The sequence below is a fragment of the Pseudomonas idahonensis genome (assembly GCF_037903935.1).
GTDB lineage: Bacteria > Pseudomonadota > Gammaproteobacteria > Pseudomonadales > Pseudomonadaceae > Aquipseudomonas > Aquipseudomonas danubii.
Genome location: NZ_CP149586.1, coordinates 567,060 through 593,116 on the forward strand (window position 1 = coordinate 567,060; position 26,057 = coordinate 593,116).

Here is a 26,057-nt window from a genome sequence, read left to right on the forward strand (position 1 = left end):
TGACGGGGTTGAGGTACGAGCGTGGCGCTCGGAAAACGTGCGGTACCGGCCCACCCATGATGGGAAGGCCGGTTCGCGAGTTACAGCAGGATGGTGCGGATGTCGGCCAGCAGGTCGCTCAGACGCTTGGTGAAGCGTGCGGCGGCCGCGCCGTTGATCACACGGTGATCGTAGGACAGGGACAGTGGCAGCATCAGCTTCGGCTGGAAGGCCTTGCCGTCCCAGACGGGCTGGATGGTGGCCTTGGAAACACCGAGGATCGCCACTTCCGGCGCGTTGACGATCGGCGTGAAGCCGGTGCCGCCAATGTGCCCGAGGCTGGAGATGGTGAAGCAGGCGCCTTGCATCTCGTCCGCAGAGAGCTTCTTGGTCCGGGCTTTTTCCGCCAGGGAAGCCGCCTCGGCCGCCAGTTGCAGCAGGCTCTTCTGGTCGACGTTCTTGATCACCGGTACCAGCAGGCCATCCGGGGTGTCCACGGCGAAGCCGATGTTCACGTACTTCTTGCGGATGATCGCCTTGCCGCTGGGTGCCAGGGAGCTGTTGAAGTCCGGCAGTTCCTTGAGCAGGTGCGCACAGGACTTGAGCAGCAGCGGCAGGATGGTCAGCTTGACGCCGGCCTTCTCGGCCACGGCTTTCTGTGCAACGCGGAACGCTTCCAGCTCGGTGATATCGGCCGAGTCGAACTGCGTCACGTGCGGCACGTTCAGCCAGCTGCGGTGCAGGTTGGCGGCGCCGGCCTGCATCAGACGGGTCATCGGCACTTCTTCGATTTCACCGAAGCGGCTGAAGTCCACGACCGGGATCGGCGGGATGCCCGCGCCACCGGTTGCGCCGGCAGCCGGTGCTTCCTTGGCCTTCTGCATCATCGCCTTGACGTAGACCTGCACGTCTTCCTTGAGGATGCGGCCGTGCGGGCCGCTGGCGCTCACGGCGTTCAGCTCGACACCGAATTCGCGGGCCAGTTGGCGCACAGCCGGGCCGGCGTGAACTTTCGCGCCTGGTTTGGCCGGTGCGGCAACTGGAGCGGCAGCGGCAGGCGCGGCGGCGGCAGGAGCAGCTTCAGCTTTCGCCGGGGCAGGGGCTGGGGCAGGTGCCGGAGCGGCTGCCGGGGCTGCGCCCTTGACCTTGAGCTTGAGGATCAGGTCGCCGGTACCGACTTCGTCGTCCAGCTTGATCGACACGCTTTCCACGATGCCGGCGACTGGCGATGGGATTTCCATGCTGGCCTTGTCGGATTCGAGGGTGATCAGCGACTGGTCGGCAACCACGCTGTCGCCGGCCTTGACCAGCACTTCGATGATCTTGGCCTTGCCGGCCGAGCCGATGTCCGGAACGTGAATGTCCTGGACGCTGTCGGCCACTGGCGCAGCTGCAGCAGCGGCTGGCGCAGGCGCGGCGGCAGCCGGAGCGGCGGCCTGGGCTGGTGCGGCAGTGGCAGGAGCCGCAGCACCGGCCACTTTCAGGGCCAGGATCAGGTCGCCAGTGCCCACTTCATCGTTGAGCTTGACGCTGATGCTCTCGACCACGCCGGCAGCCGGCGACGGGATTTCCATGCTGGCCTTGTCGGATTCGAGGGTGATCAGCGACTGATCAGCCTCGACGGTGTCGCCGACCTTGACCTGGATCTCGATGATCTGGGCCTTGCCCGACGAGCCGATATCCGGCACGTGTACCTGCTGTACCGAGGCAGCGGCAGGAGCGGCAGTTGGAGCGGCAGCAGCTGGCGCTGCGGCCGGCTGTGCAGGTGCAGGTGCAGCGGCTGCAGGCGCAGGGGCCGCGGCAGCGGCGCCCTCGACTTCCAGTTCCAGCAGTTCGTCGCCTTCTTTCAGGCGGTCGCCCAGCTTCACTTTCAGGCTTTTGACCACGCCGGACTTCGGCGCAGGGATTTCCATGCTGGCCTTGTCCGACTCGAGGGTCAGGATGCTCTGGTCGGCTTCGATGCGATCGCCGACCTTGACCATCAGTTCGATTACTTCACCTTCACCGCTGCCGATGTCAGGTACGCGAATGAGTTCGCTCACAGAAAGTCTCCTCAGCAGTCCAGTGGGTTGCGTTTTTCCGGGTCGATACCGAACTTGGTGATGGCTTCAGCCACGACCTTGGGTTCGATGTCGCCACGGTCAGCCAAGGCTTCCAGGGCTGCCAACACCACGAAGTGACGGTCTACTTCGAAGAAGTGACGCAGTTTCTTGCGGCTGTCGCTGCGGCCGAAACCGTCGGTGCCCAGGACTTTGAATTCCTTGGACGGCACCCACTGGCGGATCTGTTCGGCAAACAGCTTCATGTAGTCGGTAGAGGCGATGACCGGACCCTTACGGCCGCTCAGGCACTCTTCCACGTAGCTCAGCTTCGGCTTCTGGCCAGGGTGCAGACGGTTGCTGCGCTCTACGGCCAGGCCATCGCGACGCAGTTCGTTGAAGCTGGTCACGCTCCACACGTCAGCGGCGACGTTGAACTCGTCACGCAGGATCTTCGCCGCTTCGCGGACTTCGCGCAGGATGGTGCCGGAGCCCATCAGTTGCACGTGGTGCGCGGCTTCGCGGGTGTCTTCTTCCAGCAGGTACATGCCCTTGATGATGCCTTCCTCGACACCTTCAGGCATGGCTGGCTGCTGGTAGGACTCGTTCATCACGGTGATGTAGTAGAAGACGTCCTGTTGCTCTTCGGTCATCTTCTTCATGCCGTCCTGGATGATCACCGCCAGCTCGTAGCCGTAGGTTGGATCAAAGGTGCGGCAGTTCGGGATGGTCCCGGCCAGCATGTGGCTGTGGCCGTCTTCGTGCTGCAGGCCTTCACCGTTGAGGGTGGTACGGCCGGCGGTGCCGCCGATCAGGAAGCCGCGGGTACGGCTGTCGCCGGCAGCCCAGGCCAGGTCGCCGATACGCTGGAAGCCGAACATCGAGTAGAAGATGTAGAACGGCAGCATCGGCTGGTTGTGGCTGGAGTACGAAGTACCGGCCGCGATGAAGGAGCTCATGGCGCCCGCTTCGTTGATGCCTTCTTCGAGGATCTGGCCCTTCTTGTCTTCGCGGTAGAACATCACCTGGTCTTTATCGACTGGCTCGTAGAGCTGGCCGACGGAGGAGTAGATGCCCAACTGACGGAACATGCCTTCCATACCGAAGGTACGGGCTTCGTCCGGAATGATCGGTACGATGCGCTGGCCGATTTCCTTGTCCTTGACCAACTGCGCGAGGATCCGCACGAAGGCCATGGTGGTGGAGATTTCGCGATCGCCGGAACCGTCGAGGATGGCCTTGAGGGTATCCAGTGGCGGAGTCGGGATGCTGAAGCTCTTGGCGCGACGCTGAGGCACGAAACCGCCCAGTGCGGCACGACGCTCGCTCAGGTAACGGGCTTCGGCGCTGCCTTCTTCAGGCTTGAAGAACGGCAGGTTTTCGATGTCGTCGTCTTTCACCGGAATGTCGAAACGATCGCGGAACAGCTTCAGGCTGTCGACGTCGACTTTCTTGGTGTTGTGCGCGGTGTTCTTCGCTTCGCCGGCGCCGGTGCCATAACCCTTGATGGTCTTGGCCAGGATGACGGTCGGCTGCTCTTTGTGGTTGACCGCCTCGTGGTAGGCCGCATAGACCTTGTACGGGTCGTGGCCGCCACGGTTGAGTTTCCAGATCTCGTCGTCGGACAGATCGGCAACCATCGCCTTGAGTTCAGGGGTATTGAAGAAGTGCTCACGGACGAACGCGCCGTCCTTGGCCTTGTAGTTCTGGTACTCGCCGTCGATGACTTCGTCCATGCGGCGTTGCAGGATGCCGTCGACGTCCTTGGCCAGCAGTGGGTCCCAGAAACGGCCCCAGACCACCTTGTTGACGTTCCACTGGGCACCGCGGAACACGCCTTCGAGTTCCTGGATGATCTTGCCGTTGCCGCGAACCGGGCCGTCGAGGCGCTGCAGGTTGCAGTTGATGACGAAGATCAGGTTGTCCAGCTTCTCGCGGCCGGCCAGGGAGATCGCGCCCAGGGATTCCGGCTCGTCGCACTCGCCGTCGCCCATGAAGCACCAGACTTTCTGCTTGCCGGCCGGGATGAAGCCGCGGGCTTCCAGGTACTTCATGAAGCGTGCCTGGTAGATCGCCTGGATCGGGCCCAGGCCCATGGAAACGGTGGGGAACTGCCAGAAATCAGGCATCAGCCAAGGGTGTGGATAGGACGACAGACCGTTGCCATCCACTTCCTGGCGGAAGTTGTTCATCTGGTCTTCGGTGATGCGGCCTTCCATGAACGCACGGGCGTAGACGCCTGGCGATGCGTGACCCTGGAAGTAGATCAGGTCGCCGCCGTGTTCGTCGGTCGGGGCCTGGAAGAAGTAGTTGAAGCCGATGTCATACAGGGTGGCGCTGGAGGCGAAGCTGGAGATGTGACCGCCCAGGTCAGAATCTTTCAGGTTCGTACGCATGACCATGGCCAACGCGTTCCAACGTACCAGCGAGCGAATGCGGCGTTCCATGAACAGGTCGCCAGGCATGCGTGCTTCGTGGGTGACGGGAATCGTGTTGCGGTATGGCGTGGTGATGGCGTAGGGCAGTTGCGAGCCGCTGCGGGTCGCGAGTTCGCCCATACGGGTCATCAGATAGTGAGCACGGTCTTCGCCTTCTTTGTCGAGAACCGATTCCAGGGCGTCCAGCCATTCCTGGGTTTCGACGGGATCGAGGTCTTGCATGGCTTGCTCCAGGGCGGAAAGGCTTCCAGAATCGGTTGCCTGAGTTTGCGACTGGCCTTGTGGGCAGACGATTATAAATTCTTGGATTGCCGGAGGTTGATCCGGCGGCGTGTAGTTTTACTACAAATCGTCGGCCATTTCAGCCTTTCGAATGTATATACGAGTAGTAAAACTACAGAAGAGCGGCTTATGGCCTCCTGCTGCGTTGTGAGAATAATCGTTACTGTTGGTCGCTGACTAACGGGAATAGGTAATAAATTAATGCCGGCTGCTAAAAAAAACATATTTTCAGCTATTTCTAACTTTTGTTCGACAGTCCATCAGGCTGCTCGCCCTCGATATTCCTCTCCGCCCGCCTTTTCCACGCCGATCAAGGATAGCCCATGAGTCTGCCCGCGCTTGCCCCAGTCCCCGCGATTCTCCTGCCATTGGTCAGCCGTGCAGAGCAGTCGTTCCGCGCTGCGGTGGCGGCCCTTGAAGGCGGTCCCGATGTTGCGGATTGGAGCGCCGAGCGCTGGGCCGAGTTTGCCCGGGTCAGTGCCGCCAGTGACTTCGTCATTGAACAGAGTCTGCGTGACCCTTTGATGTTGCTGGAGCTGGTGCGCTCCGGTGAGCTGGACCGGGCTTTTGCGCCGGGTGAGTTGTGCGCGCAGATTGCGGCGGCGGTGCAAGCGGCCGAGACCGATGATCAATTGGGCCGCGTACTGCGCCGCCAGCGCACTCGCCAGCAGGTGCGGATCATCTGGCGCGACCTGACCCGCCAGGCGAATCTGGTGCAAACCTGCCGTGACCTTTCCGACCTGGCCGACGCCTGCATCGACCAGGCCTATCAATGGCTGTATCTGCGTCATACCCAGCAATTTGGCGTGCCCACCGGCGGCCGCAGCGGCGAGCCGCAGCAGATGGTCATCCTCGGCATGGGCAAGCTGGGAGCAGTGGAACTCAACCTGTCGTCGGACATCGACCTGATCTTTGCCTATCCCGAAGGCGGCGAGACGGTGGGGGTCAAGCGTGCCCTGGATAACCAGGAGTTCTTCATCCGTCTGGGGCAGCGTCTGATCAAGGCCCTGGACCCCATGACCGTCGACGGTTTCGTATTCCGGGTCGACATGCGCCTGCGGCCGTACGGCTCCGCCGGGGCCCTGGTGCTGAGTTTCAATGCCCTGGAACAGTACTACCAGGACCAGGGGCGCGACTGGGAACGCTACGCCATGATCAAGGCTCGGGTGGTGGCCGGGGATCAGGTGGCGGGGGCGCAATTGCTGGAGATGCTGCGGCCCTTCGTCTACCGCCGGTACCTGGACTTCTCCGCCATCGAGGCGCTGCGCACCATGAAGCAACTGATCCAGCAGGAAGTCCGGCGCAAGGGCATGGCCGACAACATCAAGCTGGGCTCGGGGGGCATTCGCGAGGTGGAGTTCATCGCCCAGGCCTTCCAGCTGATTCACGGTGGTCGCGACCTGAGCCTGCAGCAGCGTCCTTTATTAAAGGTGCTAGGCACTCTGGAGGGGCAGGGCTATTTGCCGGCCGCGGTGATCAGCGAGTTGCGTGAGGGCTACGAGTTCCTGCGCTACACCGAGCACGCGATCCAGGCCATTGCCGACCGGCAGACGCAGATGTTGCCGGACAATCCCCAGGACCAGGCGCGGATCGCCTTCATGCTCGGCTTTGCCGACTGGAGCGCCTTCCATGAGCAACTGATGTACTGGCGTGGGCGCGTGGAGTGGCACTTCCGCCAGGTGATTGCCGATCCTGATGAAGATGAAGGCGCCGAAAGCGAAGTGGTGGTGGGGGGCGAGTGGCTGCCGTTATGGGAGGAAGCCCAGGACGAGGAGGCCGCCTGCCGGCAGTTGCAGGAGGGTGGTTTCGTCGATGCGCCCAAGGCCCTGCGGGCACTCGCCAGCCTGCGCGGTAGTCCGCAATTGCGGGCCATGCAGCGTCTGGGGCGTGAGCGTCTGGATGCCTTTATTCCACGCCTGCTGGCTCAGGCCGTCGAACACGCCAATCCGGATCTGGTCCTGGAGCGGGTCTTGCCGCTGGTCGAGGCGGTGGCGCGGCGTTCGGCCTATCTGGTGTTGCTCACCGAAAACCCGGGCGCCTTGCGCCGCTTGCTGACCCTGTGCGCGGCCAGTCCGTGGATTGCCGAACAAATCACCCGCTTCCCGCTGTTGCTGGACGAATTGCTCAACGAAGGACGCCTGTTCAAGCCGCCCCTGGCGCCGGAGCTGGCGGCCGAGCTGCGCGAGCGCCTGACGCGGATTCCCGAGGACGACCTGGAGCAGCAGATGGAGGCCCTGCGCCACTTCAAACTGGCCCACCGTTTGCGGGTGGCCGCCTCGGAGATCGCTGGCAGCCTGCCTTTAATGAAGGTCAGCGATTACCTGACCTGGCTCGCCGAGGCGATTCTGGAACAGGTGCTGGCCCTGGCCTGGCGCCAGACCGTGGCCAAGTACGGGGCGCCACAGCGCACTGACGGCACCTTGTGTGACCCGGGATTCATCATCGTCGGCTACGGCAAGGTCGGCGGCATCGAGCTGGGCCACGGTTCCGACCTGGATCTGGTCTTTATCCATGATGGCGATCCGCAAGCGGAAACCGATGGGCCCAAACCCATAGACGGTGCACAGTTCTTCACCCGGCTGGGGCAGCGCATCATCCATCTGCTGACCACCCAGACCAACTCCGGCCAGTTGTATGAAGTGGATATGCGCCTACGGCCGTCCGGTGCTTCGGGGCTGCTGGTGAGTTCCCTGGGGGCTTTTGCCCGCTATCAGGAAAACGAAGCCTGGACCTGGGAGCATCAGGCGCTGGTCCGGGCCCGGGTGCTGGTGGGCAGCCAGGATGTGGGCCAGGCCTTTGAAAAGGTCCGGGCCGCCGTGCTGGGTAAGACCCGCGACCTGCCCAAGTTGCGCCAGGAAGTCAGTGAAATGCGGGCCAAGATGCGTGACAACCTGGGCAGCCGCCTGACCGCCGCCGGAACCGCGGCCAACGCCTTTGAAGCCACGGCGCCGTTCGACCTCAAGCAGGACGCCGGAGGTATCGTCGATATCGAATTTATGGTGCAATACGCGGCCCTGGCGTGGTCCGAAGAGCACCCGTCATTGCTGCGCTACACCGATAACATCCGCATTCTGGAAGGGCTGGAGCAGGTTGGGCTGATGCCGGCGAGCGATGCCAGCCTGCTGCGCGAGGTCTACAAGGCCTACCGTTCCGCGGCTCACCGGCAGGCGTTGCAGAATGAGGCCGGAATCATTAACGGTGATCAATTCGTGACCGAACGGCGGGAAGTGTTACGAATTTGGCGCGAGCTGGGGCTAAGCTAGTCGGCATAATGCAGCCGCAATTGTATTCGGCGAGCTGCGAGGCTCGCCCCAACTGAACCGACGGTGAAGGCCGCGGTGCTGGATTCTCGAGGCGGGGAGGCGTATGCCTCCCCGGCTCGTTTATGGAAACCACATGAATATTCTGATCGTTGGGCCCAGTTGGGTCGGTGACATGGTGATGGCGCAGACACTCTTGGAGTGCCTGAAACAGCGTCATCCACAATGCGAGATCGACGTGCTGGCCCCCGAGTGGAGCCGGCCGATCCTGGAGCGCATGCCCCAGGTGCGTCGTGCCTTGAGCTTTCCTCTTGGCCACGGTGTCCTGGAACTGGCGACCCGCCGGCGGATCGGCAAGTCCCTGGCCGGCCAGTACGATCAGGCGATCCTGCTGCCCAATTCGCTGAAGTCGGCCCTGGTGCCGTTCTTCGCAGGCATCCCCAAGCGCACCGGCTGGCGCGGCGAGTTCCGCTACGGCTTGCTCAATGACGTGCGCAAGCTCGACAAAGAGCGTTACCCGCTGATGATCGAGCGCTTCATGGCTCTGGCCTATGAGCCGGGCGCCGAATTGCCCCAGCCGTACCCGCGCCCGAGCCTGCAGATCGATCCGCAAAGCCGCGAGGCGGCCCTGGCCAAGTTTGGCCTGAGCCTGGATCGCCCGGTGCTGGCGCTGTGCCCGGGAGCAGAGTTCGGCGAGGCCAAGCGCTGGCCGTCCGAGCATTACGCACAAGTGGCTGAGGCGAAGATCCGCGAGGGCTGGCAGGTCTGGCTGTTCGGTTCGAAGAACGATCATGCTGTGGGTGAAGAGATTCGCGGGCGACTGATTCCCGGCTTGCGCGAGGAATCGACCAATCTCAGTGGCGAAACCTCCCTGGCCGAGGCCATCGACCTGCTGTCCTGCGCCGATTCGGTAGTGTCCAACGACTCCGGGCTGATGCACGTGGCGGCCGCGCTGAATCGTCCGCTGGTGGCGGTGTACGGCTCCACCTCCCCGGGCTTCACCCCGCCCCTGGCGGATCAGGTCGAAGTGGTGCGCCTGGGGATCGAGTGCAGTCCGTGTTTCGATCGCACTTGTCGCTTCGGTCATTACAACTGCCTGCGCCAGTTGTTGCCGCAGCCGGTGAATGAAGCCTTGCAGCGCTTGCAGGGCTCCCCGGTCGAGGTTCAATAAGTTGCGGGTACTGTTGATCAAGACCTCGTCCCTGGGGGATGTGATTCATGCATTGCCGGCGCTGACCGATGCCGCGCGAGCGATCCCGGGGATCACGTTCGACTGGGTGGTGGAAGAAGGCTTCGCCGAGATTCCTTCCTGGCATCCGGCGGTAGGCAAGGTGATTCCGGTGGCGATCCGCCGCTGGCGCAAGAATATCTGGCAGACCATCAAGAGCGGCGAGTGGCGCCGCTTCAAGCAGAGCGTGCGCTCGACCAAGTACGACCTGGTGATCGATGCCCAGGGCCTGCTGAAAAGCGCCTGGCTGACCCGTTACGTGCGCGCCCCGGTGGCGGGGCTGGACAAACACTCGGCCCGTGAGCCCCTGGCTTCGCGTTTCTACTCGCGACGCCTGGCGGTGGCCCGCGGGCAGCACGCCGTGGAGCGGGTGCGCCAGCTGTTCGCCGTGGCCCTGGGCTACGACCTGCCACAGGGCCTGGGCGACTACGGCCTGAATGTCGAAAAACTGGTGGAGCTGCCGCGCAAGAATCCCTTCGTGCTGTTCCTGCACGGCACCACCTGGGACACCAAGCACTGGCCTGAGGCCTATTGGCGCGAGCTGACCGAGCGCATGGGCATGCTCGGGGTCGAGGTCAAGCTGCCCTGGGGCAATGCTGTCGAGAAGGCCCGGGCGGAGCGTATTGCCAGTGGCCTGAAAAACGCCACGGTACTGCCCAAGCTGAACCTGGCCGGGGTCGCCAAGGTGCTGGCCGATGCCCAGGCCTGTGTGGCCGTGGACACCGGGTTGGGCCACCTGGCCGCGGCCCTGGATGTGCCGACCATCTCCTTGTTTGGCCCAACCAATCCGGGCCTGACCGGCGCCTATGGCAAGGTGCAGATTCACCTGGGGAGCAACTTCCCCTGTGCGCCGTGCCTGCAGAAAAAATGCACCTACCAGCCCACTGCTGTGGATCAGCAACGCTATGACATCAAGCGCGAGTGGCCATTGTGCTTCACGCGCCTTAACCCCGAGCGTGTCGCCAGCCGACTGAGCACCTTGTTACTGGCTGAGGAGCCGCGCTGATGCAATTGGCTTTTGTCCTTTATAAGTATTTTCCCTTTGGCGGCCTGCAGCGCGACTTCATGCGCATTGCCCTGGAGTGTCAGCGCCGCGGGCACCAGATCCGCGTCTACACCCTGATCTGGGAAGGTGACGTGCCTCCTGGCTTTGAAGTGCTGGTAGCGCCGGTCAAGGCGCTGTTCAATCATCGTCGCAACGAAAAGCTCAGCGCCTGGATGGCGGCCGACCTGGCCAAGCGTCCGGTGGATCGGCTGATCGGTTTCAACAAGATGCCGGGGCTGGACGTGTACTACGCCGCCGACGGCTGCTTCGAGGACAAGGCGCAGAATCTGCGGCACTCTCTGTACCGTCGCTGGGGTCGCTACCGGCATTTCGCCGAGTACGAGCGGGCGGTGTTCGCCAAGGATGCCAAGACCGAGATCCTGATGATCTCCGAGGTTCAGCAGCCGCTGTTCATCAAGCATTACGACACCCCGCTGGAGCGCTTTCACCTGCTGCCGCCGGGCATTGCCCAGGATCGCCGCGCACCGTCCAACGCGGCCGAGATCCGCGCCGATTTCCGTCGTGAGTTCGCCTTGAAGGACGACGAGCTGCTGCTGGTGCAGATTGGCTCCGGGTTCAAGACCAAGGGCGTGGACCGCAGCCTCAAGGCGCTGGCGGCCCTGCCTTCGGCGCTGAAAAAACGCACCCGACTGTTTGTAATCGGCCAGGACGACCCCAAGGTATTCCAGGTACAAAGTGCCGCATTGGGGCTCAGCGACCAGGTGCAGTTCATGAAGGGGCGCAGTGATATTCCTCGTTTCCTGCTGGGAGCCGACCTGCTGATTCATCCGGCCTACAACGAAAATACCGGCACTGTGCTGCTCGAAGCCCTGGTGGCTGGGCTGCCGGTGCTGGTGAGCGCGGTCTGCGGCTACGCCCATTACATCGCCGAGGCCGAATGCGGCCTGGTGCTGGATGAGCCGTTCGAGCAGGCGCAGCTCAATCAATACCTCACCACCCTGTTGACCGACGACGCTGCACGCGCGACCTGGAGCCGTAATGGCCTGGCGTTCGCCGAGACGGCCGACCTTTACAGCATGCCGCAGCACGCTGCGGATGTGATTCTGGCGGAGCAACACCGATGAAGTTGATGCTTGCCGAACCCTTCAAGAGCCTCTGGGCCGGACGCGATGCGTTCGACGCTGTCGAGGGCCTGAAGGGCCAGGTCTACCGTGAGCTGGAAGCGCGCCGTACCTTGCGTACGGAAGTCGACGGTCGCGGTTATTTCGTGAAGATCCATCGCGGCATTGGCTGGGGCGAGATCGTCAAGAACCTGATCACCGCCAAGCTGCCGGTGCTTGGCGCCGGTCAGGAATGGCGGGCGCTGGAGCGTCTGCATCAGGTGGGCGTGCCGACCATGACCGCCGTGGCCTACGGCGAGCGCGGCAGCAACCCGGCGGACCAGCACTCGTTCATCGTCACCGAGGAGCTGGCGCCCACCGTCAGCCTTGAAGACTTCAGCATCGACTGGGTCAAGCAGCCGCCTGCGCCGGCCCTCAAGCGCGCGCTGATCGCCGAAGTGGCGCGCATGACCGGCATGATGCACCGCGCCGGGGTCAACCACCGCGACTGCTACATCTGCCATTTCCTGTTGCACACCGATCGTCCCATCACGCCTGCTGAACTGAAACTCTCGGTGATCGACCTGCATCGGGCCCAGACCCGGCCGAAGATCACCTTGCGCTGGCGCAATAAGGACCTGGCGGCCCTGTATTTTTCCGCCCTGGATATCGGCCTGACGCGCCGCGACAAGTTGCGTTTCCTCAAGGGCTATTTCCAGCAGCCGTTGCGGCAGATCCTGGCCGAAGAAGCGGCGCTGCTGTCCTGGCTCGAAGGCAAGGCGGAAAAACTCTACGCACGTAAGCAGCGGTACGGAGACGCACTCTGATGGCGAGTTGGAACCTGGACCCCGCCTATCAGGAGTTGGCGCAAGATTTCGGCAGTCTGGACGCGGTATTTGCCCTGCAGGGCGAGCGTCTGACCCGGGACCCTCTGTCGGAGGTTATTCGGGTCGAGCGCGGCGGCGTCAATTACTACGTCAAGCGCTATACCGGCGCCGGCAAGAACCTGCGGCGCTACCTGGGCAAGCCCCGGGTCAAGTTCGAATGGCAGAACCTCAAGCGCTTCGCCAAGTGGGGCATTCCCACTGCCGATGTGGTGGCCTGGGGCCTGGAACGTCGCTGCCTGGCCTACTCCCGGGGCGCGATGATCACTCGCGAGCTGCCGCGGACCGAGGACCTGTCGGTGCTGGCCGAGCGCAACGATCCGCGGCTCAAGGATCGGCGCTGGGTCGATGGGGTGAGTCGTCAGTTGGCCGCTTATACCCGGGTCATGCATGACCATCGCTTTACCCACAATGATTTGAAGTGGCGCAACCTGCTGATCGACGATCAGGACCGGTTGTACCTGATCGACTGTCCGAACGGCGATTTCTGGCGTGGGTTCTGGCTCAAGTACCGGATCACCAAGGACCTGGCCTGCCTGGACAAGGTGGCCAAATATCATCTGTCGGCCACTCAGCGCCTGCGTTTCTATCTGCAGTATCGCCAGCGCGATCGCTTGAGTGCCGCCGACAAGGCGCGTATTCGCCACGTGGTGAGATTTTTCGAGGGGCGCGAATGACTGATTTCCTGGCGTCCGAGGAACGTGCGCTACTGGAGCGTAACGGTCTCGGCACTTTTGACCAGTTGTGGGCTACGCAATTGGATGCGGTGGATGAGCCCAATACCAGTCGCGGCGGCAGCAGCAGCGTCTTTCGCCTGGATGTGGAAGGGCAGGGGTTCTATCTCAAGCGGCAGACCAACTACCAGACCCGGACCCTGCATCGGCCTTTCGGCGAACCGAGTTTCGCCCGGGAGTTTCGAAACATCCGGCGTTATCAGCAGTTGGGCATTCCCGCGCTGCAGGCGGTGTTCTTTGGCATGCGCAAGGTCAATGGCGAGTCTCGAGCCATACTCCTGACCCGGGCCCTGGATGGTTGGGACGATCTGGATGCGCTGCTGTCGCGTTGGGATGAGCTCAGTGAGCTCCAGCGCCAGGCGGTACTCAAGGCCTGCGGGCAACTGGCCCGGCAACTGCACAGCTTGCGTCAGGTCCATGGCTGCTTCTATCCCAAGCATATTTTCCTCCAAGGCCATGGCGAGGGTTACCGGGCGCAGTTGATCGACCTGGAGAAAACTCGGCCCTTGCTGTTCGGTCAGCGCGACCGGGTCAAAGATCTGGAACCTTTACTGCGCCGTGCTTCGGTGTGGAATGCCGACGAAGTGCGCGGCCTGTTGGCGGCCTATCTGGAGCAGCCCCTGGACAGTTCCCTGGTGGGTGCCTGGGCCGCTCGTCTCAGTGCTCGCAGCAGTCACAAGGAATCTCGCTGATGCGTTTGTCCGAGCTGAAAAACAGCGGGCGCAGCCCGACCCTGCCCCTGAGCCTTGAGCTGGCGGACGCTGCCGGCCCGGCGCAGTTGCAGTTGCTGACCCTGTTGCGCGTGCTGCCGGGGCAGCGCTATGTCGGTGCCGGTGTCTGGCGTGGGCGTCCGGTGCTGGCCAAGTTGCTGGTGGGGCCCAAGGCCGCGCGGCATTTTCAGCGCGAGTTGCAGGGTGTGCGCCTGCTGGCGGAGCAGGGGCTGACCACGCCGTTGCTGCTGGCGGACGGCTTGCAGGAAGGCGAGGGCGGCTGGTTGCTCTTCGAGTTCCTGGAAGGGGCGCAAAGCCTCGGCGACGCCTGGAAGCAGGTGGAAAAGCTGCCGGTGCTGGCCGATGAGCAGACCGCGGTGTTGGCTGAGGCCCTCGGAGCTATTGCCCAGTTGCACGCCAAGGGCCTGTGGCAGGAAGACCTGCACCTGGACAACCTGTTGCGCCATAACGGCAAGCTGCACCTGATCGATGGCGCGGGGATCTGTGTCGAAGAGGCTGGCAAGCCCCTGTCCCGGCAAAAGGTCCTGGAAAACCTGGGAGTGTTCTTCGCCCAGCTACCCAAGAGCCTGGAACCCTTCACTGAAGAGTTGCTGGTGCATTACCTGCTGAGCAATGCCGAGCACGCCTTGCCCCTGGAGGCCCTGGAGAAGCAGGTGAACAAGGTGCGTGGCTGGCGCCTGCGGGACTTTCTCAACAAGGTTGGCCGTGAGTGCACGCTGTTCAGCGTGCAGCGTGGACCTTTCGCCTTGCGTGCGATTCGCCGTGAGGAAGAGGCCGCGATGCTGCCAGTGTTGGCGCAGGCCGATGCCCTGTTGGATCAGGGGCATCTGTACAAGACCGGTGGCGCCGCCAGTGTCGGCCGGGTTGAGGCCGCGGGGCGGACCCTGGTGGTCAAGCGCTACAACATCAAGGGCTTGGCTCATTGGCTCAAGCGTTTCTGGCGCCCGAGCCGGGCCTGGCACTCCTGGCGTGAAGGCAATCGCCTGGAATTCCTGGGGATTGCCACGCCCAGGCCCCTGGCGGTACTGGAGCAGCGTTTTCTCTGGTTGCGCCGTCGGGCCTACCTGGTGACCGAGTACTTGTCGGGGCCTGACATCATTGAGCGTTTTGCACCGTTCGTGGACAGTGGCGAGGCGCCTGAATCGGAGTTGCTGGCGCTGGATCGGCTGTTTGCCCAGTTGATCAGGGAGCGCATCAGTCACGGTGACTTAAAGGGCCACAATCTGTTCTGGCAGGACGATCGCTGGGCCCTGATCGATCTGGATTCCATGTGTCAGCACTCCAGTCTGAGCAGCTTTGCTCCGGCATTTGCCCGAGATCGCGCACGTTTCATGCGCAACTGGCCCGAAAGCAGCAATTTGTATCAAGTGATTGATCGGCGGCTGCCCAAGACCGTCCAGAGCGCCGAGGCCTGACCTGCGACCTATAGCCGCTGCTGCAGGCAGCGGCTGCGGGCCGTGGCGTATGCGGCGCCCGGGCTTGGCGCTTGCCGCTAGAGGCTTGCCACTGCTTTTACGTTATAATCCCGCCCTTTCGTTGTTTCTCGCCCCTTTGCGAGCACACTTTATTTTCAAGGCGCACTGCGCCCGCATGCAGACTAAACGAGGCTAGACCCCTGTGGCATTGACGATTCTTGGCCTGTCCGGCGCCCTTAGCCATGATCCTTCAGCAGCCCTGTACATCGACGGCAAACTGATTGCCGCCGCTGAAGAAGAGCGTTTCGTGCGCGACAAGCATGCAAAGAACCGCATGCCCTACGAGTCGGCGAAGTTCTGCCTGGAACAGGCCGGGATCAAGCCTTCCGACGTTGACGTGGTAGCGATTCCGTTTGCCCCGATCAGCCTGTTCGGCAAGGCTCGCTGGCATTACGCCAAGCGCTACTGGTACGCCCCGGACCGCGCCCTGGACGCGATCCTGATGGGCAACCGTCGCTACAAGCGCTATCGCAAGAAGATCGTCTGGTGCCTGGAGCAACTGGGTTTTGACCCGAAAAAGGTCAAGATCGAGCCGGTGGAGCACCACCTGGCCCACGCCTCCAGTGCCTACCACTGTTCGGGCTTCAAGGAGAAGACCGCGATCCTCGGGATCGACGGCAAGGGCGAATACGCCACTACCTTCTTCGGCTACGGCGAAAACGGCAAGATCCACAAGATCAAGGAATTCTTCGATCCGGACTCCCTGGGCGGCCTCTATGGCGCGATCACCGAGTTCCTCGGCTTCGAAATGCTCGACGGCGAGTTCAAGGTCATGGGCATGGCGCCTTATGGCGACGCCAGCAAGTACGATTTCTCGCGCCTGGCCAGCTTTGAAAACGGCGAACTGGTGATCAACACCGACTACGCCAACGTCATTGGCCTGCGTCGCTACAAAGAGAAGGGCAAGGGTTTCTACTTCTCGCCAAAACTCATCGAGTGGCTGGGTCCCAAGCGCGAAGGCGACATCGCCGACGAGCCTTACATCCACTACGCCGCGAGCATGCAGGCGCTGTTCGAAAAACTGGCCCTGCAGATGATCGACCACTACCTGGGCGACGTCCTCAAGGAAACCGGCAAGCTGGCTTTCGCCGGCGGCTGCGCGCTGAACGTCAAGCTGAACCAGAAGATCATTGCCCGTCCTGAAGTCAAAGAGCTGTTCGTGCAGCCGGCTTCCGGCGACGCCGGCACCGCCGTGGGCGCTGCTGCGTACGTTTCCCATGCCCGTGGGGTGCCGGTAGAGAAGATGGAACACGTCTATCTCGGCCCGTCCTACAGCAACGAAGACGTGATCGCAGCCTGTGCCCGTCACCCGAACAAACCGGCTTGGCGGCAGATCGACAACACCCCGGAACGCATCGCCAAGATCATGGTCGATGGCAACCCGGTGGCCTGGTTCCAGGGCCGCATGGAGTTTGGTCCACGTGCCCTGGGCGGTCGCTCGATCATCGGTTGCCCGAGCGCCGTGGGCGTTGCCGATCGGATCAACGAGCAGATCAAGTTCCGCGAGCGCTGGAGGCCTTTCTGCCCGTCGATGCTCGACACCGTCGGTCCGCAGATGATCAAGGTCGACCACCCGGCGCCATTCATGACCTTCACCTTCGAAGTGGCTGAAGAGTGGAAGACCCGGGTGCCGGAAGTGGTTCACGAAGACGGCACGTCCCGGGCCCAGGTGCTCAAGCGCGAATACAACCCGCGCTACTACGACATGATGAAGGCGTTGGAAGTCCTGACCGGTAACGGCGTGTCGCTGAACACCTCGTTGAACCGCCGTGGCGAACCGATGATCTGCTCGCCGACCGATGCCCTGAACATGTTCTACGGTTCCGATCTGCAGTACCTGATCATGGAAGACATTCTGGTGGTCAAAGACGGCGTGGACCCTTATGACACGCTCGGCTGAACGCCATGTGCTGCAGTTTTGCCACGGCTATGACGGGCCGTTCCTGGACTGCGCCCGGCAATACGCCAACTTGTTCGCGGGCAGCGGCTATCGGGTGACCACGGTGTTTCTCACCGGGGCCGCCGATGCCGAAGTGGCTGCCGGCTGTGCGTCTGATGAAGTGCTGTTCATGGAATACAGCTCCAAGGCCATTCGTGGCCTCAAGCTGGGTGCCATTCGTGACCTGCGCAAGATTGCCGCCTCGCGCAATTTCAGCTTTTGCATCGCTCACCGCTTCAAGCCGATCTACATCGCTTTGTTGGGCACCCGCTTGCCGGTAGTGGGTGTCCATCACGCCTTTTCCGACTACAAGCGCCGTAGCCGGCAGATCTTCGCTGGACTGTTTCGCAAGCGCCTGAGCCTGTTGGGGGTCTCTGATGCGGTGCGTGACGACATGCGTGCCTGCCTGCCCAAATGGCCTGCGGCGCGCATCCAGACCCTGTACAACCGCATCGACCTGGAAGCCTTGCAGGCCAGCCAGCTGGACGCAGCCCAGGCCCGCAGCGAGCTGGGCCTGTCCGCGGATGCCTGGATTGTCGGCAACGTCGGACGCCTGCACCCGGACAAGGATCAGGCCACTTTGCTGCGGGGCTTTGCCGCCGCCGTGCCGCAATTGCCGCAGCAGAGTCAGCTGGCCATCCTGGGGACCGGACGCCTGGAGAAGGATCTGAAATCCCTGGCCCGTGAACTGGGAGTGGCTGATCGTGTGCTGTTCCTCGGGCAGGTGCCGGACGCTCGGCGCTATTTCCGTGCGTTCGACGTATTTGCCTTGAGCTCCGATCACGAACCCTTTGGCATGGTCCTGCTGGAAGCCATGGCGGCCGGTGTGCCCTTGCTGGCCACCGCCTGCGGCGGTGCAAAGGAAGTGGTAGAGGGTGTGGGCATTCTGTTCCCCCTGGGAGACGCCGAGCACATGGCTCAAGGGCTGCAGCACCTGGCCGCGATGGATGACCATCAGCGCCGGGTCTGTGCCGAGTTGATGCTTGATCGCCTGCGCGAGCGTTTCTCCGACCGTGCTGTACGGGACGTATTCTGGCGTTTGCCGCAAGTCACCGATCTGACCGCGAGGGGCTGATGCTCAATCGATTTCAAGGCTGGCGCGAACGTGGCTGGTCAGTCATTGACGCGTCGACCTATGCCGATGCCTGGCAGCGCTTTGGTGGCAGCGTGGCGACCCATCCGTTGGTGGTGGAGCAACTGGCGGACCTGGCGCAGATTCCCGTGCGTTATCTGGCCTGGGAACAGGACGGCCATCTGCAGGCGGCCATTGCCACCTGGGGGCGGGACCTGGCGCTGTCCAAGGACGTGCTCAAGCGAGCCGGCAAGAAGGGCCTGTTTGATATCGGCAATGCCGAGTTGATCCTTCCGGCAGCGGCCAATGCTCAGGTGCCACTGCGTCATCGTGGGCGCTACCTGTCTGCGCTTAACGAAGGGCGCTTCAGCACCCTCAAGCCTCAGGTCGAACAATTGGCCATGGCCCGTACCCCCGAAGAGCTGTCGAAGAAGTTTCGCTACAACCAGCGCCGCGAACTGCGTCTGTTGGAAGAAGCGGGCGGGGTGGTGCGTGCGGTCAGTGATTTCACCAGTGCTGAACTGGCGGCCATCTACTGTGACCTGTTCCAGCGCCGCTGGGGCTTTGCGGCCACTGGCGCCGAGCGCATGGCCGAGGTGTTGGAACGCTTGCGCGAGCTGCTGATCGGCTCGGTGATTTTCCTCAATGATGCGCCGATTGCCGTGCAGTTGATCTACCGGGTCGAAGCGCCGCAGTGGATCAGCGTGGAGTATGTCAACGGTGGTGTTGACCCACAGACGCGTGAGTTCAGTCCAGGGAGCGTGCTGAGCTTCCTCAACACCCAGAGTGCCTGGGAACAGGCTCGGGCCCTGGATAAACCGCTGCGTTTCTCCTTCGGCCGCGCCGACCGTGAGTACAAGGACCGTTGGTGCAATCCGGTGCCGGTTTTTCAGGTGTGAGGCCGTCCATGAGTCGCAAACAGCAACTGCTCAAGCGCCACCGGCGCAATAAACGAATCGCCCTGTTGGTGGGCTTGGTGCTGTTGCTGCTGATTGGCGTGCTGGTGGCCTGGTGGTTGCCGCTGCTGCTGGCCGTTCTCGGCTGGTTGGCCCATGAGGCCTGGTTTGCCGATCACCTGTTCTACTCGCCCAAGGACGATTACTGCTATGACTTTGGCAGCGATGCTCGGCAGCTCGCAGTGCGCCTGGAGGCGGGGCGCCTGCTGCTGGACTCGGTACAGGAACTGGCGGCGGACGAGACACTGATTCTTGGGGTGCAGGTCAAGAGTTCCTGGATCGGACGTTTTCTCGATCCGGCCATTGAAGTGCTGGGCGGCCCGACGCTCGATCGCCAGGCGTTCGAGCGAGGCGTCGATGGCCTGCGTTATCTCAACCTTAGCGGCCTGGCAGGTCCCCTGGTCGGCGGCGAGCTGCAACTGCGTGGGCGATTCTGTCGGATTCAGGTCCAGCCTCAGTTGATGGCCTGGCGCGACCCCGACTACCGACGCCAGCGAGTGATGGTGATTGCTCCCCATGCCGACGATGCTGAACTGGCAGCCTTTGGCTTGTACAGCCAGGCCGACGAAGCCTGGATCGTGACCCTGACAGCGGGTGAAATCGAGGCCGAGCATTATCAGGCCATGGGTATGAACGCTGCCGAGGCAGCGCGAATCAAGGGCCGTTTGCGAGCCTGGGACAGTATCGCGGTGCCGCGTTGGGCTGGAGTGCCTGAAGCGCACTGCGTACAGCTGGGGTACTTCTGTCTGCAACTGCCTGCCATGCAGGCCGCGCCGCAACAGCCGGTGGCCTCGCGTGAGGCGCAGTTGAGCGATATCCGCCTGTTCCGCCAGTTCAATCCGTTCCCGCTACCAGCCGATCGGGATGGGCTGCCGACCTGGGACAACCTGTTGGCTGATCTGCGCGAGCTGCTGCTCAAGGCGCGGCCCGAAGTGCTGGTGCTGCCCCATCCGTCACTGGACCCTCATCCTGACCATATCTGTGCCCAGGCAGCGGTGATGCAGGCGCTGGAGGGGTTGGATTGGCAGCCGACCACCGTGCTTGGCTATGCCAATCACCTGCATGACAACGACCGCTGGCCAATGGGTGATTCGGGTGCGGGCATTGCTTTGCCGCCGGTGTTCGATTCGACGACAGTGTTGCGTCCCTGGTGTTTGCCACTGTCCCAGGTTGAGCAATATGACAAGGCCATGGCCTTGGGCATGATGCATGACCTGCAGCCGAGAATGCCGTTCAAGCGGCGCCTGCGCAGGTCGATACAATTGCTTCTGGCTAGTAGAGTGCCTTCGGCCCTGGGAGAGAATGAGTTCTTTCGCAAGGCAGTGCGGCGGCACGAACTGTTCTGGCTGTTGCGGCAGCGATAAAACCGGCATAAACACAGGAATCTGTTGTGCCCCTAACCTGACAGCGAGTCTTTTGTGATCAATCCACGCCCGCGAATCCTGTTTCTCATGCCCTATTTCGGGCGTTGGCCATTCTGGCTGCCGTTTTTTCTCGAAAGCTGCCGACGCAATCCGGATATTGACTGGTTGTTTTTCAGCGATTGTGGGATTCCGGATAATCTGCCGCCGAACGTCCAGTTTGAAAGCATCAGCTTTGCTGATTATTGCGCCTTGGTGTCCCAGCGCCTGAACATCGATTTTGCGCCCAATGCGGCTTACAAGCTCTGTGATATCAGGCCTGCAATGGGTTATATCCATATTGATCGGCTGCTGGGCTACGACTTTTGGGCTTTCGGCGATATCGATCTGGTCTACGGTGACCTGCGGGCCTACTTCACCGCAGATCGTCTGGCGAAGTATGACCTGTTCTCCACCCACGAGCGTCGCGTCGCTGGGCACTTGTGCCTGATACGCAACAGCGCCCGCCAGCTTGAATTGTTCAGGCAGATCAAGGATTGGCAGACGCGCTTTACCGACCAGCAGCATCATGCACTGGATGAAGGGGCGTTCAGTCGGATTTTTCTCTGGCGCAAGAACTTCCCGAAGCCGCTGTTCAAACTGGTGGGCAAGTTCAATCCATGGCGTCGTCGCAGTGAGTTCACTGAGGCGTTCAGCACGCCGGGCGGAGTGATCGACTGGCATGACGGCAGTCGTGATTTTCCAACGCGCTGGTACTGGAAGGATGGGCATCTGACCAATGACCGCGACGGCGACCGCAGTTTTCCGTATTTCCACTTTGTGTGTTGGAAGCGCAATGAGTGGTCGGATTTGCCTGAGCAGGATGCCAAGGTGGTCCAGGCCCTGGCCGGCGAGTCTTCCTGGGTCATCGATGCCACAGGTTTCCACCGGGGAGAGTTATGAGTCAGCGCTTCAAGGTCCTGCAATTGCAGCCGGACTACAACGTCAAATCCCACGACTTCGCCGACCTGGCGGAGCAGATCGTCAAGGCCTTGCCGACTGACCAGTACGAGATGACGGCGGCCTTCCTGCGCGGGCGACCCGGGCTGGCTGATCCGGTCAGCCGGGCCGATCATTCGGTGTATTTCGAGTTTTCCGACAAGGCCCTGAAAGGCATGCGTCTGCGGGCCATGTGGCGGTTGTATCAGTTCTGCCGCAAGGAAAAGTTCGATGTGGTGATCTGCAATCGCTTCAAGCCGGTGAACATGATGCTGACCCTCAACCGTTGGTTGAAGGTCCCACTTTGCATTGGCATCTCCCATGGTTTCGGTGAGTACGACCGGCTTTACCGGCGGCGCCAGACCCAGCGCCTGATCGACCGGCACTGGCGTTTTGTCGGTGTATCGCCCGCGGTCAAGCAGTACTTGCTGGATTGCCAGTGCGGTTTCACCGACCAGAACACCTGGGCGATCACCAACGCCATCGATATCGAACAGGCCGAAGCCTTGCAGCACTCCCGCGAGCGCTCTCGTGAGTTGTTGGGGCTGGACCCTTCCGTGCGCCTGATCGGTGCGTTGGGGCGCCTGGTGCCGGTCAAGGGCCACACTTACCTGCTGCAGGCATTTGCTCAGCTCAAGGACAAGTACCCGCAGACTCAGTTGGCGATCATTGGCGCCGGGCGCGAAGAGGCCAATCTGCGCGCCGAGATCGAGCGTCTGGGCCTGCAGGGTCGGGCCCACCTGCTGGGCTTCAAGGAGAACGCACTGCAGTATGTGCGTGCCTTCGATATCTGGACCATGCCGTCATTGGCCGAAGGCTTGGGCCTGGCGTTGCTGGAAGGCATGAGCGGGCAGTTACCGGTGATCGCTTCCAATGTACCGGCCATGCTGCCGCTGATTGAAGGGGCCGGTGGCCTGGCGGTTGAGCCGGCCAATGTGCCGGCGCTGACGGCGGCATTGGACAATTACCTGGGGCTCTCCGATGAGGCGTTGGCCGATAAGGGCCAGCAAGCGTACCGCTATCTGCAGAAAGAACATGATATCGAGGTGTTCCGCGAGGAATACCGGCAATTGATCGACTCGGGATTGAGTCAGGCGGGCAAGAGGCAGCAATGACAGACCAGCAACCTGTGGTGACGGTAATCATCGCCTCCTACAACCACGCACCCTATATCGAGCAGAGCATTCTCAGCGTGCTCAACCAGACCTATTCGAACATCGAACTGCTGGTGGTGGATGACGGTTCCAGCGATGACAGCGTCGAGCGTATCCGGCGGCTGCAGGCCTTGCATGGTTTCGACTTCCGCGTTCAGCAGAATCAGGGGCTGACCAATACCCTCAATGGCGCCATCGCTCGGGCCAAGGGCAGCCTGATCGTGCCCTTCGGCTCCGACGACATTATGCTGCCCGAGCGTATCGCGACTCAGGTGGCATACCTGGACGGCAAGCCGGAGGTCGGGATCTGCGCCGGCAATATTGAGTTGATCGACAGCGATGGCAACCTGTTTCCCGAAAATCGCCAGCGCCGTGATGTACCGTTCCGGCGTCTGGATTTCGATGACATGTTCCTTGAGCGCAAGCCTTACCCGCCTGCGCCGACGTTGATGATTCGCCGTGAGGCACTGGAGAAGGTCGGTGGTTTCGACCCGAATATCCGCCTTGAGGACTTGCTGATCGAGCTGAAGATCACCCATGCGGGCTACTTTATCGACGGCTTGAACGTAGTGATGGCGCGTTATCGCAAGCACGCCACCAACTCCTACAAGAACCACCGCTTCATGATCGACAACATCCTGCGCACCTACGCTCTGTTCAGTGAGCATCCGCTGTACGAGGAGGTTCGCTACAAGTTCCTCAGTTCGATGTTCCTCAAGGTGTCCAATCGCGATCGGAAACTGGCTCGCGAATTGTTGGCACAGATTCCGTTCAAGGCCTGGAACAAGAAAACCTGGCGTGGGCTGGGCCGCTTGTATTTTTCGCCGCTGGAAAAAGACTGAAGGGGCGCCGGAGCATGGGCTGGATTCAACGCTTTCTTGAAAAGCGCGCCAAGCGTGCGATCCGCAAACTGCCGAAAATCGAACGCGGCGTGGTGCGCTTCCAGCAGCGTTATCCGGGGTACAGCATTGGCCGCGGCAGTTATGGCTTGCCTGAGGTGCATGACTGGCAGGAAGGTTCGACCCTGAGCATCGGTGCTTACTGCTCGATCGCCGAAGGCGTGCAGATTTTTCTTGGTGGTCACCACCGTGCGGATTGGGTCAGCACCTACCCCTTTCCCGCAATGCTACCCCAGGCCGCGCATATCAGCGGTTACGCCGGCACCAATGGCGATGTGCGGGTGGGCAGTGATGTATGGCTGTGCTCCAACAGCACACTGTTGTCCGGTGTGACCATTGGCCATGGCGCGATTGTCGCGGCGGGGGCTCTGGTCACCAAGGATGTGGAGCCCTATGCGGTGGTCGGTGGCAATCCGGCGCGCTTCCTGCGGTGGCGCTTCCCCGAAGAACAGCGCCAGCAGTTGTTGCAGAGTGCCTGGTGGGACTGGCCGGAAGCCGAGTTGCACGGGCTTGCCGACAAGCTGTGCAGTGATGATATCGAAGGCTTCCTGGCCTATGCCCGGCAGCGTCAGGCCTGACGTTCAGCGGCTCAATCCCCTATGACCTGATTCCCTGACAGCCTTGTGCGACTGTCAGGGTGCAGATGTGGGTGCAGGGTTTCAGTGAGCGCCTTGGCGCTCGTCGCTCGCAGGCAGTTGCTTCAGCAGGCCGGTTGCACGGGACATCGAGGTAGGCAGCGCATACCCCGCCTGTAGTGCATTCAGGTGCTCCTGGAACAGCCAGTTACTGTCTTCGCTATAGCGCTGCATGTGCCGCAGATTGCGCTGGCGCAGTGAAGTTCTCAGCGAGGAGGGGTAAACCCGTAGATCGGCAAGATCGATCAGGCCGAATTCGCCGTTCTCCAGGACCAGCACATTGGCCAGGTGAAGCGAGCGAAAGTACACCCCTTGTTCATGCAGTCGAGCCATGAACGTACCGAAGTCCTTGATCAACTGCGCGCGCTCTTCTGCCGAGCCTGCCAATTGCAGGTGCTGGCGTAGGGTCTGCCCAGGCAGTGGCTGGTAGCGCACGGCGTTGCTGCCGTCGGCAAGTCGGTACAGGCCCAGGATGACCGGGGTGGTAATGCCCAGATCACGCAGTTGCTCGCTGTTTGCGGCAAAGCGCTCGGAGTAGGGGTTGAACCCTCCCGAGGTGTACCAGCGACGAGGGCGGAACAGCTTGAAGAAACTGCCATCCTCCAGACGCAGGACCTTGGGCCCCAGGCCATCGGCTTCGATGACCTGGGCATTGGCGAGCAGTTGTTCGGCTGCGGCCGGGCTCAGCGAGGCTACCTGCACAGGCGGCGAACGTTTGGCGCGCTGGTGAATGCACAGGGCGGCGATCATGGCCAGGGGGATCCACAGCAGGAACCAGTGCTCCTTTGGACGCGAAAGAATCCCGCCGCCTTCTGTCAGGCCGGCGCCAATGCCAAAGACCAACCAGCTGGAAGCCAGGATCAGCAAGGGTGTGGCGCGAAGCTGCCAGCTCTTGAGCAGGGCCCAGGCCTGCATGAACAGCCACGGCAGCAGGCCGAAGATGCCCACATAGTAGAGAACCCCCAGGGCGAAGTTGTGTGGCTCTTCCAGGAGGAAGCCGATACCCGGGTCCAGGGACAGGCTGGCGTTATAGCCATGACCGATCCAGGGATGATTGACGATCTGCTCCAGCGCCAGGCGCCAGAGGTCGAAGCGCGAAGAGCTGCCACGCTCCAGAAGCATCTGCGAGAACAGGAGCAGGACCGCCGCGCCGCCTACTGCCATGCCCGCAAGCAGCATCAACGAGCGGCGGTTCCAGCTGATGAAGCTCAGCCAGAGAGCGGCCAGGGTCAGCCCCACCAAGGGCGTCCTGGAGCCGGTGGCAATCAGTGCGGCAAACATGATGGCCATTGCCGGAATGCTCAGCCAGAGCATCTGGTAGCGGCGACAGGTCATGCTCAGGCTCAGCCAGTAGACGCAGAAGAACCCGAAGACGTGGGAGCTCAGCAGCGGATTGTCAAAGGCTCCGACACCCACCATGCGCAGATCGGGGGTGTGGTAGCGAACGAAGACGTACAGGTTGAAGATCGAGGCGAGCAGGGCAACGATCGCCGCGCAGAAGATCAGTGGCTGCACTATGTCATTGCGATAGCGCACCAGCAGGGTACAGCCGGCGAACAGCATCAGCGTATGCAAAGGGGTCTTGATCTCTCCCAGCACGCTGTCGACCGGCGGGCTCCAGGCCAGGCTGACGATGGCCCAGCTACAGAACAGCAGCATGGCGATGAAGATAGGTTCGCGCAGCAGTCCTTTCAGTTCGCTGGGGCGTGTGCACAAGGCAATCAACGTCGGGATGCTGAACAGGCCGTAGTACAGCTTGTGCAACTGACTGCGGCCGGGGAGGAAAAACAGCGCGCAGAGCAGCAATAGATACCCTAGCGGCAGAATCCACAGGCAAATGAAATCGAATACTCGATTCGACGTGTTGCGAAGAGCGTTGGGTTGCATGCTTAGACGTTCATCCCGGA

Annotated in this window: 19 protein-coding genes; 16 read left to right on the forward strand and 3 right to left on the reverse strand. The window is 61.9% G+C overall.

Annotated elements, in window-relative coordinates; genetic code table 11:
- Window positions 1-80 precede the first annotated feature (80 nt).
- Both aceF and aceE read right to left on the reverse strand, forming a co-directional pair.
- The gene (gene aceF, locus WIN67_RS02545; protein ID WP_339070592.1) at window positions 81-2,021 is read right to left on the reverse strand and encodes a dihydrolipoyllysine-residue acetyltransferase; all 1,941 of its coding nucleotides are present in this window, start codon (window positions 2,019-2,021) and stop codon (window positions 81-83) included.
- A gap of 11 nt (window positions 2,022-2,032) precedes the next feature.
- Complete coding sequence (aceE, locus tag WIN67_RS02550; protein WP_102882043.1) at window positions 2,033-4,678, reverse strand: pyruvate dehydrogenase (acetyl-transferring), homodimeric type; 2,646 nt, start codon at window positions 4,676-4,678, stop codon at window positions 2,033-2,035.
- 383 nt (window positions 4,679-5,061) lie between these two features.
- Between aceE and glnE the strand changes: the two genes are divergently transcribed.
- The 16 genes from glnE (at window position 5,062) to WIN67_RS02630 (ending at window position 24,093) form a co-directional block, all read left to right on the forward strand.
- Window positions 5,062-8,001, forward strand: coding sequence for a bifunctional [glutamate--ammonia ligase]-adenylyl-L-tyrosine phosphorylase/[glutamate--ammonia-ligase] adenylyltransferase (gene glnE / locus WIN67_RS02555; protein ID WP_102882042.1), 2,940 nt, complete (start codon window positions 5,062-5,064; stop codon window positions 7,999-8,001).
- Between the two features lie 133 nt (window positions 8,002-8,134).
- A complete protein-coding gene (waaF, locus tag WIN67_RS02560; protein ID WP_102882041.1) occupies window positions 8,135-9,169 on the forward strand; it encodes a lipopolysaccharide heptosyltransferase II in 1,035 nt (344 codons plus the stop codon).
- A gap of 1 nt (window position 9,170) precedes the next feature.
- Window positions 9,171-10,232 (forward strand): lipopolysaccharide heptosyltransferase I, encoded by a 1,062-nt coding sequence (gene waaC / locus WIN67_RS02565; RefSeq protein ID WP_102862862.1) that lies wholly within the window; start codon window positions 9,171-9,173, stop codon window positions 10,230-10,232.
- A complete protein-coding gene (locus WIN67_RS02570; protein ID WP_102862863.1) occupies window positions 10,232-11,356 on the forward strand; it encodes a glycosyltransferase family 4 protein in 1,125 nt (374 codons plus the stop codon). The genes waaC and WIN67_RS02570 overlap by 1 nt, the downstream gene beginning before the upstream one ends.
- Window positions 11,353-12,159, forward strand: a complete 807-nt coding sequence (gene rfaP, locus WIN67_RS02575) for a lipopolysaccharide core heptose(I) kinase RfaP (RefSeq protein ID WP_102862864.1) — start codon at window positions 11,353-11,355, stop codon at window positions 12,157-12,159. The genes WIN67_RS02570 and rfaP overlap by 4 nt, the downstream gene beginning before the upstream one ends.
- Window positions 12,159-12,893, forward strand: coding sequence for a lipopolysaccharide kinase InaA family protein (locus WIN67_RS02580; RefSeq protein ID WP_110595421.1), 735 nt, complete (start codon window positions 12,159-12,161; stop codon window positions 12,891-12,893). The genes rfaP and WIN67_RS02580 overlap by 1 nt, the downstream gene beginning before the upstream one ends.
- The gene (locus WIN67_RS02585) at window positions 12,890-13,642 is read left to right on the forward strand and encodes a lipopolysaccharide kinase InaA family protein (protein ID WP_213664629.1); all 753 of its coding nucleotides are present in this window, start codon (window positions 12,890-12,892) and stop codon (window positions 13,640-13,642) included. The genes WIN67_RS02580 and WIN67_RS02585 overlap by 4 nt, the downstream gene beginning before the upstream one ends.
- On the forward strand, window positions 13,642-15,096 hold the full coding sequence (locus WIN67_RS02590) for a lipopolysaccharide kinase InaA family protein (RefSeq protein WP_339070593.1): 1,455 nt from the start codon (window positions 13,642-13,644) through the stop codon (window positions 15,094-15,096). The genes WIN67_RS02585 and WIN67_RS02590 overlap by 1 nt, the downstream gene beginning before the upstream one ends.
- Before the next feature lie 202 nt (window positions 15,097-15,298).
- The gene (locus tag WIN67_RS02595; protein WP_102862868.1) at window positions 15,299-17,056 is read left to right on the forward strand and encodes a carbamoyltransferase family protein; all 1,758 of its coding nucleotides are present in this window, start codon (window positions 15,299-15,301) and stop codon (window positions 17,054-17,056) included.
- Window positions 17,040-18,170 carry a glycosyltransferase gene (locus WIN67_RS02600; protein WP_102862869.1) on the forward strand — a complete coding sequence of 377 codons (1,131 nt, stop codon included), beginning with the start codon at window positions 17,040-17,042 and terminating at the stop codon, window positions 18,168-18,170. Before WIN67_RS02595 ends, WIN67_RS02600 begins: the two co-directional genes overlap by 17 nt.
- A complete protein-coding gene (locus tag WIN67_RS02605; RefSeq protein WP_213664632.1) occupies window positions 18,170-19,066 on the forward strand; it encodes an antimicrobial resistance protein Mig-14 in 897 nt (298 codons plus the stop codon). Before WIN67_RS02600 ends, WIN67_RS02605 begins: the two co-directional genes overlap by 1 nt.
- A gap of 8 nt (window positions 19,067-19,074) precedes the next feature.
- The gene (locus tag WIN67_RS02610) at window positions 19,075-20,487 is read left to right on the forward strand and encodes a PIG-L deacetylase family protein (RefSeq protein ID WP_339070594.1); all 1,413 of its coding nucleotides are present in this window, start codon (window positions 19,075-19,077) and stop codon (window positions 20,485-20,487) included.
- 54 nt (window positions 20,488-20,541) lie between these two features.
- Entirely contained in the window at window positions 20,542-21,426 is an 885-nt protein-coding gene (locus tag WIN67_RS02615) for a DUF6625 family protein (protein ID WP_110595425.1), read from the forward strand.
- A complete protein-coding gene (locus tag WIN67_RS02620) occupies window positions 21,423-22,577 on the forward strand; it encodes a glycosyltransferase (RefSeq protein WP_339070595.1) in 1,155 nt (384 codons plus the stop codon). The genes WIN67_RS02615 and WIN67_RS02620 overlap by 4 nt, the downstream gene beginning before the upstream one ends.
- Window positions 22,574-23,458, forward strand: a complete 885-nt coding sequence (locus tag WIN67_RS02625) for a glycosyltransferase (RefSeq protein WP_123391324.1) — start codon at window positions 22,574-22,576, stop codon at window positions 23,456-23,458. The genes WIN67_RS02620 and WIN67_RS02625 overlap by 4 nt, the downstream gene beginning before the upstream one ends.
- A gap of 14 nt (window positions 23,459-23,472) precedes the next feature.
- On the forward strand, window positions 23,473-24,093 hold the full coding sequence (locus WIN67_RS02630) for a CatB-related O-acetyltransferase (protein WP_102862875.1): 621 nt from the start codon (window positions 23,473-23,475) through the stop codon (window positions 24,091-24,093).
- An 81-nt stretch (window positions 24,094-24,174) separates the two neighbouring features.
- Here WIN67_RS02630 and WIN67_RS02635 read toward each other — a convergent pair whose 3' ends face one another.
- A complete protein-coding gene (locus WIN67_RS02635) occupies window positions 24,175-26,037 on the reverse strand; it encodes an O-antigen ligase family protein (protein ID WP_339070596.1) in 1,863 nt (620 codons plus the stop codon).
- Window positions 26,038-26,057: the final 20 nt, after the last annotated feature.